Here is a 12341-nt window from a genome sequence, read left to right as displayed (position 1 = left end):
TTTTTAAACAGGTGACCCGCGCTTGCCTGCGTTTCACTATTTTTACGGGTACTATTTGCCAAACATGCACCTTTTTTACCAGCCTGCACTGACCCCCGCCGATGCGGCCGGACTGCTTACCGACGAAGACTCCCGCCACGCCACCCGTACGCTTCGGCTGGGTGTTGGCGACACAATATCCGTTACGGATGGGCGCGGAAACCGGTTTGATTGCGTTATTACCAGAGCCGACAAACAGTGCGCATTTCGGGTGGTCGCGATCCTGTCTACACCACCTCGTCTGTTCTCTGTTCGTATTTGTGTGGCCCCCACCAAAAACCTGGATCGTATGGAGTGGTTTGTGGAGAAGGCCGTTGAACTGGGCATTGAACGGATCAGCTTTTTTATCGGTCAGCATTCTGAGCGCCGTGTACTGAAACTGGAGCGCATCGAGAAAATTGCCGTAGCAGCCATGAAACAGTCACTTCAATCCTGGATGCCCAGACTTGATGAAGCCGTACCCTTGGCGCAGTTGATACCATCGGTGAGTGAGAATCAGCGGTTCATTGCCCACCTGCCGGAGAACGTACCTGCCGAACCCCTGATCCGATCGGCTGAGCCATCGGGCCGATACGCGGTATTAATTGGGCCAGAAGGCGATTTTTCGGCATCTGAATTGCAGCAGGCCACACAGGCCGGCTTTACAATGGTAACCTTAGGGTCGAATCGATTACGAACCGAAACTGCCGCCTTATCGGCCTGCCAGGCCCTGAATTTTTTGAATCAATAAATTCTTTGTCATTTCAACCGCCCGCCGCCACGATTCCTCCTGACCGCACCGGCAGATCGGTCGGAATGACAGAAAAGCCGAAAAACGATATATGAAGAAGCTTCTCGCACTCGCCTTATTATGCATTTTGCATTGTGCATTATTCATAAATACCCTGCAGGCCCAACCCTACGCCTACCGCATTGCCAAGCTAAAATACAATGGCGGTGGTGACTGGTACGCCAACAAAACGGCCTTGCCCAACCTGATTAAATTCGCCAATCAGCAACTCCGGATGAACATCTTTCCGGAAGAGGATATCGTCGACGTGGGCAGTCCCGATCTGTTTTCGTACCCGTTCGTACATATGACTGGCCACGGCAATGTGTCGTTTTCGGATGCTGAAGTGCAGAATATGCGGCGCTACCTGATGTCGGGCGGATTTTTTCATATCGATGATAATTACGGCCTTGACAAATTTATTCGTCGGGAGATGAAGCGCGTTTTTCCGGAACTTTCGTTTGTTGAGCTGCCGTTCTCCCACCCGATCTATAACCAGAAATTCAAGTTTCCGAACGGGCTGCCTAAGGTGCACGAACATGATGGAAAGGCGGCCCAGGGATTTGGGTTAATTTATCAGGGTCGGCTGGTGTGTTTCTACAGCTATGAATGTGACCTGGGCAACGGCTGGGAAGATCAGGCGGTGTACAATGATCCTGAGTCGGTTCGGCAATCGGCCTTGCGGATGGGAGCAAATTTATTACAGTACGCCACGACAATAGCCAACTAAATGTCCCCAATTTTCGTATATAAGGCATAGCAACCCGGAAAAATTGTATTTTTGTTCTGTTCGTTGTCTAACACCTCTAAACACATTAGTCTGTGATAGTTGTAGCCGCCTTTGCCGCGCACTGGTATCTCTCTCTGTTCTGCCAAACGTTCTTTCTGCATCGTTACTCAGCGCATAAAATGTTCTCGATGAGTAAGTTTTGGGAGCGTTTTTTCTATGCCCTGACGTACGTATCGCAGGGATCATCGTACCTAAGTCCGCGCGCCTACGCTGTGCTGCACCGCATGCACCACGCGTTTAGCGACACGCCCAAAGACCCCCACTCGCCGCATCACACCAAAAATGTGTTTACGATGATGTGGCAGACCAAAAACATTTACAACGCCGTTTTGCACCGTAAACAGGCCATCGAGCGCCAATTCGACCGGAATTATCCGGAGTGGAATCTGATCGAGAAACTGGGAGATTCGTGGGTGTCACGGGCGGGCTGGGGCGTTGCCTATAGCCTGTTCTACATCTTCGCATTTATCTATCTGGATATGCACTGGGCGTTCTTTTTCCTGCTGCCTGTTCACTTCGTGATGGGACCTGTTCACGGCGCGATCATTAACTGGAGCGGTCATAAATACGGTTATTCGAACTTCGATAACCACGACAAATCAAAGAATTCGCTGATTCTGGATGTGGTAATGATGGGCGAACTGTTCCAGAACAATCACCACAAACGGCCTAACGCCGCCAACTTCGGGGCAAAATGGTTTGAGTTTGACCCAACGTACCCAATGATCAAGGTCCTGTCGGGCCTGAAGATCATCAAAATGCGTCCGACGAAAGCTACGGCTGAGTTTGAAACCGGCCACGAGCGCCGCGTTGAAGAAGTCGTATAAACCTGATTCGATAAGCATAAACGTAAAAGTCGCTGAGAGCCTTCTCTCAGCGACTTTTACGTTTATGCTTGTTTTGGCTTTTAAACTGCTATTTTTCATTAAAAAAGACGTACAGGCCATCTTTCCCGGCCACCACAATGTCCGTCCGTCCGGTGCCACGTAAGTCGGCGGTGGCGAACTGAATGCCGGTTCCTTTACCTTCGCCAGCCGTGCCGTAGCTGATCACATTCTTCTTAAAAATGCCTTTTTCAACCGTGAAATAGTACAGGCCAACGGGGTCGTTTGAGCCCGGATCATTGTCGTTGTGTGCGCGATACCGTTTTCCTGTCAGGAGTTCCGGCTTTCCATCGCCGGTGATATCAACCCACTCCATCACGTGGTACTGCGAGTTTTTCTCGTCGATACTGTGCCTGGTCCAGGTACGTCCGGTGGCAGATTTTCCCTGGCTATACCAGTGCAGACCGTAGCCGTGGCCCTGTCCAACAATGAGGTCGTTGCTTTTATCGCCATCAACATCTACCACAAGCACCGGAACACTGGCCGTTCCCAGCTTGAATTCGGGGTGGTAGGTCCAGGTAGGTGCAGTTCGTTCACCCCCTTGTTGCAACCAGCCGTCGCTAATGATGAAATCGCCGCGCCCGTCGCCGTTCACGTCGCCAAAGCCCAGGCCGTGCCCTTGCGTTGAATGAACCGGTATTGATTTAAACGTATGGTCGGTCTGGTATTTTAGGTACACAAGCGGCTTTCCGGGGTTGTTGGGGCATATTTCCGGTTTGCCGTCACCATCAATGTCCCAGGCACGCGTGGTCTCCACGTTGCCAACATTGGCGATCTCATGAATGGGCCAGTCATCTTTAGAAACGTTTTCCAGCCAGCGTAATTTACCGCTCCACCAGCCACCCGTGATGATGTCTGCCCGACCGTCTGCGTTGACATCGAATGGAATCGTCGAGAAGTCGTCGTAATATTGATCTTCGCGTTTCTGGTGTCCCATCAGATGCCGTTTTCGGAACGTAGGCTGCTTGGTGCCATCGTTTTCATACCAGAAATCGCCCGATACAATGTCCAGCGTACCATTTCCGTCTACATCCACCACCCCCGCCGACTCGTAGCTTTCAGCAGCAACAAAATACTTGACAAACCTCGGCGGATTGGCCGACTGCGACATGGTGAATCCGGAAAGGACCAGACCGGTTAGTATTAGCAGCTGTTTCATAGGGGTAGAAAAAGTAATCAGGTACGTTGGCAAATGAGTATACTGGTGCCTGGGTACGTTGGTTCAGAGGCGGCGCGCTTTAACGCCTTCCACCGTAATCTGAACGGGTTTTATCGCGCCTTTCTCGTCAAACTCAAGCTTGTCGATACATGTTTCGCGGTGATTACCATCGGTTTCGGTAAGGGGGCGGCGGTGATACACGATATACCAGTCTTCCGGGTCTGATTTCTTTTTGCCCGGAACCCGCAAAATGGAGTGGTGGCCGGCTCCGGTAGCTACGTTGGGGTCTTGCTGGAGAATCTTTCCAACCCGTTCAAACGGCCCAAAGGGCGAATCGGCAACGGCGTAGGCAACGGAGTAGTCGGGGCCAGTCCAGCCGCCTTCCGACCACATAAAGTAATACTTGCCGTCTCGGATGAACATCATCGGGCCTTCAACATAGCCTTTGGGCGTGATTTCGCGGTAGGTTTTACCGTCGGAGAATGGCGTAAATCCGCGGAAATCAGCGTTCAACCGAACGATGTTGCAATGCCGCCAGCCGCCGTAGATCATGTAATACTGCCCGTCTTTATCCTGAAAAACGAACTGGTCGATCGGTTGTGCTCCATTCTGAATCGTACCAATGAGTGGCTTGCCCAGATAATCACGGAACGGACCATCAGGCTTATCACCTACGGCCACACCAATACCACCAATCTCGCCTTCATGGACGTCGTTTGCCCCGAAAAATAGAAAGTATTTGCCGCCCTTCTCAATGACCGATGGCGCCCACATGGCGCGCTTTGCCCATTTTACGGCCGTTGTGTCAATAATATGTGGATGTTTAGTCCAGGTAACCAGGTCGGTTGAGGAGAACGCATCCATGAACACCTGCTTATTATAGGGTGCCGAGAAGGTGGGGTAGATCCAGTACTGTTTGCCGAAAATAGCGACCTCCGGATCGGCGTACCAACCGGGAAAAACGGGGTTGCCCGACGTAGTTTTAGTCGGAGTTTGAGCCAACGCGGATGTGCAGAGTGAGAGAGCCAAAGAAGCCGTGAGCAGAGTGCGGTGCATCGTTATATAAAGTTGTATGCCCGTTAAAGACAAAACCATCGGCGTATTACCCCGCCGGTGGCTCGTATTCCCGAACGTACCCAGTGCTGACAGGCAATTATTGACCAATAGATAAATGAAAGGGTGTTTATGGCCTGATTCGCAAATTGAACAGATGAAGTCATAATCTTTTACACTTCAGTCACGTTAGTATATAGGTTTGATTACTTAACTTGTGCAATAAGCTCAGAGGTAGTCATATGCGGCCTTTGTTCATCGTTAGAATCTACTAAACGCCAACTGTCTATGTACGAAAATAACCCCGCTTATCAGGATTATCCGGAAGTTACGCCCGACGCCAACACGATTGAGGAGCCTAACGATCATAAGAAGGCCGTTGCTACTGCAGTAGGTGGTTCGGTGGTGCTGGGTGCCGCCGCTTACGGGCTTAGTTTGCTCGATGATAACTCTGGAGAAGCAGCAGCTACCGACGATGCATCGTCGGTAGCTGCTGCTGCGGCAGCCGACGCTCAAGCCAAGGCCTCGTTGCCCGTTCTGCCGGTGGTAATGCCGGTGGATACTGAGCTGGATAAATTAAACTGGCCACTCGACCGGCTCGACGAACTGACGTTTGATGAAGCCTTCGCGGCTGCCCGCCATCAGATGGGGCCGGCTCATCATTTTAACTGGCATGCCGGGCTATATAATACGTTTTATCAGCAGGAGGAAGCTGGCCTCAGCAAAGCGGAGCGCGACGCGTTTATTGCCACCCTGCCCGGCACTAAAGAGTCAGCTTCTGTGGATGAGCCGGAAGCACCATCCCGGTTGGCACACCCATCGGGCGGAGTGCGCCAACACACCCCGCCGACTGTTGCTGAACCGCAACTGGCCGACTCCGAAGCCGAACACCGCACGGTTGCGGCTGTACCGGCTATAACCGTTGTGCCACTGGCTGCTGTTGCGGAACATGACGTTACGCCGCTCGCCGATGCCCATCCGCCACTGGACCCGAATTATCCGGAGCCAATGATTGCTACTCAGGATGCCAATTCCTTACATCACGGAAGCATTGCAGGCAGTACGATTGATTCGATTGACCACCACAACCAGTTTGAACACGATTCATCCCACAGTGAGTACGATGGTATGGATCCACATCATCTTGGCGAATAGATTGGTTAGATTATAGATTTAGTCGTTAATTTCAACGGTCAGGCGGAACATCGTCTGACCGTTGGTTGTCTATAGGCAGGAAAGTAAGAGCAGATTCGCCCGTTATGAACCCGGAAACCGCTTCAAAACAGTCGATTACTATTGGACGTGGCAAGGCAAACCATATTGTGGTGCCCACTTTGTCTATCACAGAAGTTCACGCCCGCGTTGTCAGGCATCCGTCGAGGGAAGGCGACACCTATTGGCTGGAAGACAATAATAGCTCAAACGGCACGTATGTCAACGATTTTCGCATCGTAAGGCGACGCTTGCAACCAGATGATCAGGTACGTATCGGTAATCAGGTGCTGACGTATCGACGGTTAATAAAAGCTTTTTCGCGTAACCCGGACGATTATACGCGGGAGTTTGCCGAACTGGAAGGAATTTGGGAAGACTACATCGCTCTTAAAGAGCAGCTGGAAAACCGTAATCTGGCCGATCAGGTATCAGACCTTACGGTTGGTGTGCCCTTGATTGGCCTTGCCTTGGGTAGATTGCTGGGAGCAGAACGATCAGCCCGGAAAAAACGGGAACTGGCTGAACTGGAAGCGCAGATGACACAGGTGTATGCCTGTCCCAAATGCGGCACTCCGTTTCCGCTCACCCGTGATTCGAGTTTCCGGATGCTTCTACAGCGGTCGGTCAATCAGAAGCAGGGGCACTGTCTGGCTGGTTGTGGTGCAATCTGGACCATCTAACTCCCCACCTTATGGCTATCTATAAATTCAGTTGCCCCGATTGTCTGAAGCAGTTCGACACGGAAAGCGATATTGCCTGGAAAGCCGACCAGAAAGCGTCGGTTAACTGTCTGGTAGGCAAACAGCCTAAATGTACGGTAGTTTGTCTGGGTATTTCTGAACCGCGCCCACAGCCCCCGGTGGGTGAGTCATCGGGGGCTGCTGCACCACCGCCCGTGTCCAGCACGCCAACCATTTTGCTCGACGAGCCAGTTTCGGCAACGAAACGGGTAGCGTATCTGGAAGTACAGGGTATGGATGGCGGCATTTTGCGATTAACGATCGGTGAAGGCCGTGTTCAAACGTTTGGGCGCAAGTCAGATTTTGATCTGAGCGATCACCCGATTCTGACTGATGACAAAAAAATGAGCCGCCTGCATTTTCAGATCGACTCCCGAATGCATAACAAGCAACCTTCCTACATTGTATCTGATCTGGGCAGTGTTCACGGAACCCGTCTTACCCGGCAACTGATCAATGGAGTTACCAGCATTCAGTTATACGCATCGAAAGAAGACAAACAGGCCCACGATGGTATTTGTCTGGAGCCCGACGATCTGATCATGGCTGGCAGTACTATTCTCCGGTTTGCGGTAGACCGTGTTTCGTCATCCGACTTTTCAATGAGCGACACACCCGATCAAACAAACTACGATCCCAATAGAACAACCGTATTTTAGTTGGTCAATCAGGCGCTTTCGGGTACGTTAGAGTTAATTATAGAGCGCACTCAGGACTTACAAGTTGATCAAATAGACCTGATCTTATTACAAAATAGTCATTTTTACAGGACTTTTATTACTAAATATATAATCGGCTCTCTGCAAACGAAATTTGGCCATTTCCCCTTTTTACCAAACAAAGCAACGCGTATATTGCGTGGCTTTCATCACAAACATCTACGAATAATCGTTCCGTCATTCCGTACGCTTATTCGTTACCAGAATCGCTCGTTGTAATCATCGTAATTCAGCGTCGGTTCCACTGAGTCGCCATTCGGCTCGTCGGCTACCGGCCATCTAACCTATATCTCGTTCATGGCTGACCAAGTCGACCTGGGTACAGATCAACCTGCTCAAGCGGGTTTATATCGTTCCGAATTTGAGCACGACAATTGCGGTATCGGATTCGTTGCCCACATTAAGGGCCGCAAATCGCACCGCATTGTTTCTGACGCGCTGTCTATGCTTCGTCGGATGGAACACCGGGGCGCGGTGGGAGCCGAAGGCAATTCGGGTGATGGCGCTGGTTTACTGATTCAGATTCCGCACGAATTCTTTGTAGATGAATGCCGCAAACTGGGCGTCCATCTGCCTCCTGCTGGTGCGTATGGTGTGGGGATGGTCTATTTCCCGAAAGATGTATGGCTGCGCGAAGAGTGCCGGGCCGTACTGAACCGGAAGATGAAAAAGCTGGGCCTTGAACTGCTCTGCTACCGGGTTGTGCCAGTCAATAACAACGATCTGGGCACCACATCGCGTTCGTGTGAACCACAGATGGAGCAGGTCTTCATCAAACGGCCGGCCACCGTTATAACAACAGACGATTTCGAGCGTAAACTGTATGTACTTCGGAACACGAGTACGCGCATTATCAACGAAACAATCACCGGCGTTGGCGATTTCTACTTTTCATCATTGTCATGCCGGACTATTACCTACAAAGGACAGCTAACCACGGAGCAACTCGAACCCTACTTCCCGGATCTGGAACACGAAGATGTGGTGTCGGCCCTTGGTGTGGTTCACTCGCGGTTCTCTACCAACACGTTCCCATCGTGGAAACTGGCTCAGCCATTCCGCTATATTGCTCATAACGGGGAAATCAACACCGTTAAGGGTAACGTAAACTGGATGAAAGCAGCCGAATCGCTGCTTGAATCGAGTGAGTTTACGCCCGAGGAAATGGATATGCTCCTGCCTATCTGTGATCATCGGCAGTCTGACTCCGCAAACCTGGATAATGCCATCGAACTGCTCGTAATGAGCGGTCGGTCGTTGCCACATGTGATGATGATGCTGATTCCCGAAGCCTGGGACGGCAACACGCACATGGACCCCGTTCGGAAGGCGTTCTATGAATACCATGCTGCCTTGATTGAGCCCTGGGATGGACCGGCCTCGATTTCCTTTACCGATGGTCGGATAGTTGGAGCAACCCTCGACCGGAACGGGCTGCGTCCATCTCGCTTCTGGGTTACTGATGACGATGTCGTGATCATGGCCTCGGAAGCTGGTGTGCTCGATATCGACCAGAGCAAAGTGGTGAGCAAAGGACGTTTGCAGCCCGGCAAAATGTTCGTGGTCGATATGGAAGAGGGCCGGATTATTGCCGATGAGGAGATCAAAGGCAACATTTGCTCAGCGCAACCCTATCAGCAGTGGCTCGACGAAAACAAAATCCGAATTGCTGATCTGACGGCCCCGGCACGTACCTACAGCCGGTATAACGAAACATCGCTGCTTAAGCTTCAGCAGGCTTTCGGCTTTACGTCGGAAGACCTCCGTATGATTTTGGCCCCGATGGTTGAGACCGGCAAAGAAGCACTGGGTTCGATGGGCACCGACGTGCCGCTGGCTGTGCTATCAGAACAAAGTCAGCACCTGAGCCACTACTTCAAGCAGTTGTTTGCCCAGGTAACCAACCCGCCTATCGACTCAATCCGGGAACGGGCCATCATGTCGCTGATCTCGTTCGTGGGAGCTACCAGCAACCTGCTGACCGAATCGCCCGAGCATTGCCGTCAGGTAGAACTGGAGCAGCCCGTTTTGACCACGCAGGAATTTGACAAGCTCCGGTTTATTGATCGCCCGAACTTCCAGGCCAAGACGATCAATACGCTGTTCATGGCCGATGGTAAAGGTGAATCGCTCGAACGGGCTATTGACCGGGTGTGCCGCTACGCCAAAGATGCCATTGAAGATGGGTACACCATCCTCGTCCTGTCTGACCGGGCCATTGACTCCAATCACGCGCCAATTCCATCTTTACTAGCCACATCAGCCGTTCACCACTACCTCATTCGGGAAGGGCTACGCGGTAAGGTAGGTATACTGGTTGAAGCGGGCGATGTCTGGGAGACCCACCACGTAGCTACCCTGATTGGTTACGGTGCGTCGGCGGTGAACCCATACATGGCGTTTGAAACCATTGCCAGCCTAAAAGAGAAAAATCAGCTTCAGGTTGATTATGACTTCGAAAAGCTAAGCAAGAATTACATCAAGGCCGTCAACGGGGAGTTGTTGAAGATCTTCTCAAAAATGGGGATTTCTACGCTCCAGTCGTACCAGGGAGCGATGATTTTCGAGTGCCTTGGCTTGAACAAATGGGTAGTTGACCACTACTTCACCGGTACCGTATCGCGAATCGGCGGCATGGGTCTGGCCGAAATTGCCCGCGAAGTACTGGTACGTCATCACACGGCGTTCCCACCTGTTCCGTCTGTTTCGGCCCGTCGCCTCGAAGTTGGCGGTATTTACCAATGGAAGCAGCGTGGTGAGAAGCACATCTTCAACCCGGATACGATTCACCTGTTGCAGCAGTCGACGCAAAAGAACGATTACAAGCTGTTTAAGAAATACAGTAATCTGATAGACGATCAGACAAAGAATGCGCTTACGCTGCGTGGCCTGCTGACCTTCAAAAAAGCAACTCCTGTGCCCATTGATGAGGTTGAACCCGTTGAGGCTATCTTCAAGCGGTTTGCTACGGGTGCCATGTCGTTTGGGTCTATTTCGTGGGAGGCACACACTACGCTGGCGATTGCCATGAACCGTATTGGTGGCAAAAGCAACTCGGGTGAGGGTGGTGAAGATGAGTTGCGCTTCTCACCTCTGGCAAACGGCGACAGCATGAATTCGGCTATCAAACAGGTCGCCTCAGGCCGTTTCGGTGTGACTAGCTATTACCTGACCAACGCCCGTGAGTTGCAGATTAAAATGGCGCAGGGCGCTAAACCAGGGGAAGGTGGTCAGTTACCGGGGCATAAGGTAGACGACTGGATCGGACGTACCCGGCACAGCACACCTGGTGTTGGCCTGATTTCACCACCACCTCACCACGATATTTATTCGATTGAAGATTTAGCCCAGCTGATTTTCGACCTGAAAAATGCCAACCGCGCGGCTCGTATCAGTGTAAAACTAGTGTCGGAAGCGGGTGTGGGTACTATTGCCGCCGGTGTTGCCAAAGCGCATGCCGACCATATCCTGATTTCGGGCCATGATGGCGGAACGGGTGCCTCACCGCTTTCGAGCATCCGGCACGCTGGTTTGCCCTGGGAACTTGGTTTGGCCGAAGCGCATCAGACGCTGGTGAAAAACAAACTCCGTGGCCGGGTAACCGTTCAGGCTGATGGCCAGATTCGCACCGGTCGCGATTTAGCCATTGCTGCCATGCTTGGTGCTGAAGAGTTCGGCGTAGCCACGGCAGCGCTGGTTGCCGCGGGGTGTATCATGATGCGTAAGTGTCATTTGAATACCTGTCCCGTTGGGGTGGCCACGCAGAACAAAGAGCTGCGGGCCATGTTTACGGGTAAGCCGGAGCATGTGGTGAACATGTTCACCTTTATGGCGCAGGAACTTCGCGAGATTATGGCTGAACTGGGATTCCGCACGGTTGCTGAAATGATCGGTCAGGTTCAGATGCTGCACATGCGAGCTGACATTACGAACTGGAAATACAAAACGCTCGATCTGACGGGCCTTCTTTTCCGCGAGCCCGCCAGCCTCGATGTGGCGCTTTATAAACAGGAAGATCAGGATCACGGAATCGATCATATCCTTGATCGTCAATTGATTGAGCTAGCTCAGCCAGCTCTGCAGCGCGCCGAATCAGTCTACGGAGAATTCCCGGTGCAGAACATCAACCGCAGTATCGGCACCATGCTGTCGAACGAAATTTCGAAAGCGTACGGTGGCCCTGGTCTACCGACCAATACCATTCATGTTAAGTTGCGTGGAACGGCTGGTCAAAGCTTTGGTGCCTTCACTACGGCGGGTGTACGGCTGGAACTGGAAGGTGATGCCAATGATTATTTCGGAAAAGGGCTTTGCGGTGCCGAACTGATCGTTTACCCAGACCGCACTGCCGCTTTCAAACCTGAAGAAAACAGTATCGTTGGTAACGTGTCGTTTTACGGGGCAACCTCCGGAGAGGCCTACATTCGTGGTATGGCTGGTGAGCGATTCGGCGTTCGTAACTCTGGGGCGAAAGTTGTGGTAGAGGGCGTCGGTGATCACGGCCTGGAATATATGACCGGTGGATTGGCAATTATCCTGGGCAAAACTGGTCAGAACTTTGCGGCTGGCATGTCAGGTGGCGTGGCGTATGTCTATGACGTCGATGGCACCTTTGCGCCGAAAGTCAACCGCGAGATGGTAAGCCTGGAAGCCTTGAATGAGGAAGATCAGGGGATTGTTCGGCAGTATGTAGAGAAGCATTTCCAGCATACAACCAGTAATGTAGCCCTATCGCTGATTCAGGATTGGGAGACGCAAATTGCTAAATTCGTGAAAGTGCTACCCGACGATTTCAAGCAGGCATTAGCCAGTCGGGGCATTGCCCTCAGCGATCAGATCCGCGACAAAAGTGTTGTTTATCAGGATATTGTCGTTGATGTTGCGCAGAACTAAGCAAAGTTGATTCAGTACGAGCTATAAGCATTCAATCATTTACCGATTCGTCGGACCGTCACTAATTCACTCATTGTAAA

General features: G+C 51.7%; 9 protein-coding genes. 7 read left to right on the top strand and 2 right to left on the bottom strand.

Annotation, left to right across the window (positions count from 1 at the left end; genetic code table 11):
- Nucleotides 1-64 precede the first annotated feature (64 nt).
- From J2I46_RS02325 to J2I46_RS02315, 3 genes are all read left to right on the top strand, one after another.
- Entirely contained in the window at nt 65-769 is a 705-nt protein-coding gene (locus tag J2I46_RS02325; protein ID WP_207327317.1) for an RsmE family RNA methyltransferase, read from the top strand.
- A gap of 91 nt (nt 770-860) precedes the next feature.
- Entirely contained in the window at nt 861-1538 is a 678-nt protein-coding gene (locus J2I46_RS02320) for a DUF4159 domain-containing protein (protein ID WP_207327316.1), read from the top strand.
- 92 nt (nt 1539-1630) lie between these two features.
- A complete protein-coding gene (locus J2I46_RS02315; RefSeq protein ID WP_207327315.1) occupies nt 1631-2425 on the top strand; it encodes an acyl-CoA desaturase in 795 nt (264 codons plus the stop codon).
- Nucleotides 2426-2513: 88 nt separating this feature from the next.
- Here the strand turns inward: J2I46_RS02315 and J2I46_RS02310 are convergent, their stop codons facing one another.
- Both J2I46_RS02310 and J2I46_RS02305 read right to left on the bottom strand, forming a co-directional pair.
- On the bottom strand, nt 2514-3641 hold the full coding sequence (locus tag J2I46_RS02310; RefSeq protein ID WP_207327314.1) for an FG-GAP repeat domain-containing protein: 1128 nt from the start codon (nt 3639-3641) through the stop codon (nt 2514-2516).
- Nucleotides 3642-3704: 63 nt separating this feature from the next.
- Nucleotides 3705-4697, bottom strand: coding sequence for a glycoside hydrolase family 43 protein (locus tag J2I46_RS02305; protein WP_207327313.1), 993 nt, complete (start codon nt 4695-4697; stop codon nt 3705-3707).
- 285 nt (nt 4698-4982) lie between these two features.
- Here J2I46_RS02305 and J2I46_RS02300 point away from each other — a divergent pair, with 285 nt between their 5' ends.
- The 4 genes from J2I46_RS02300 to gltB all read left to right on the top strand — a co-directional run bounded on the left by J2I46_RS02300 (nt 4983) and on the right by gltB (nt 12261).
- Nucleotides 4983-5849: a hypothetical protein gene (locus J2I46_RS02300; RefSeq protein ID WP_207327312.1), complete on the top strand. Its 867-nt coding sequence runs from the start codon at nt 4983-4985 to the stop codon at nt 5847-5849.
- Between the two features lie 104 nt (nt 5850-5953).
- A complete protein-coding gene (locus J2I46_RS02295) occupies nt 5954-6589 on the top strand; it encodes an FHA domain-containing protein (protein ID WP_207327311.1) in 636 nt (211 codons plus the stop codon).
- A gap of 11 nt (nt 6590-6600) precedes the next feature.
- A complete protein-coding gene (locus J2I46_RS02290; RefSeq protein ID WP_207327310.1) occupies nt 6601-7308 on the top strand; it encodes an FHA domain-containing protein in 708 nt (235 codons plus the stop codon).
- A gap of 357 nt (nt 7309-7665) precedes the next feature.
- On the top strand, nt 7666-12261 hold the full coding sequence (gltB, locus tag J2I46_RS02285; RefSeq protein WP_207327309.1) for a glutamate synthase large subunit: 4596 nt from the start codon (nt 7666-7668) through the stop codon (nt 12259-12261).
- Nucleotides 12262-12341 lie beyond the last annotated feature (80 nt).

The sequence above is a fragment of the Fibrella forsythiae genome (assembly GCF_017353175.1).
Taxonomy (GTDB): Bacteria; Bacteroidota; Bacteroidia; order Cytophagales; family Spirosomataceae; genus Fibrella; species Fibrella forsythiae.
Note: the sequence above shows the minus strand (reverse complement) of the source record. Positions and strands in the feature narration are given on the sequence as shown.

Bases quoted from the DNA above. Each gene is read 5' to 3' on its own strand.
- J2I46_RS02325 (WP_207327317.1), top strand. From the start codon at position 65: ATGCACCTTTTTTACCAGCCTGCACTGACCCCCGCCGATGCGGCCGGA.
- J2I46_RS02320 (WP_207327316.1), top strand. From the start codon at position 861: ATGAAGAAGCTTCTCGCACTCGCCTTATTATGCATTTTGCATTGTGCA.
- J2I46_RS02310 (WP_207327314.1), bottom strand. From the start codon at position 3,641: ATGAAACAGCTGCTAATACTAACCGGTCTGGTCCTTTCCGGATTCACC.
- J2I46_RS02305 (WP_207327313.1), bottom strand. From the start codon at position 4,697: ATGCACCGCACTCTGCTCACGGCTTCTTTGGCTCTCTCACTCTGCACA.
- J2I46_RS02300 (WP_207327312.1), top strand. From the start codon at position 4,983: ATGTACGAAAATAACCCCGCTTATCAGGATTATCCGGAAGTTACGCCC.
- J2I46_RS02295 (WP_207327311.1), top strand. From the start codon at position 5,954: ATGAACCCGGAAACCGCTTCAAAACAGTCGATTACTATTGGACGTGGC.
- J2I46_RS02290 (WP_207327310.1), top strand. From the start codon at position 6,601: ATGGCTATCTATAAATTCAGTTGCCCCGATTGTCTGAAGCAGTTCGAC.
- gltB (WP_207327309.1), top strand. From the start codon at position 7,666: ATGGCTGACCAAGTCGACCTGGGTACAGATCAACCTGCTCAAGCGGGT.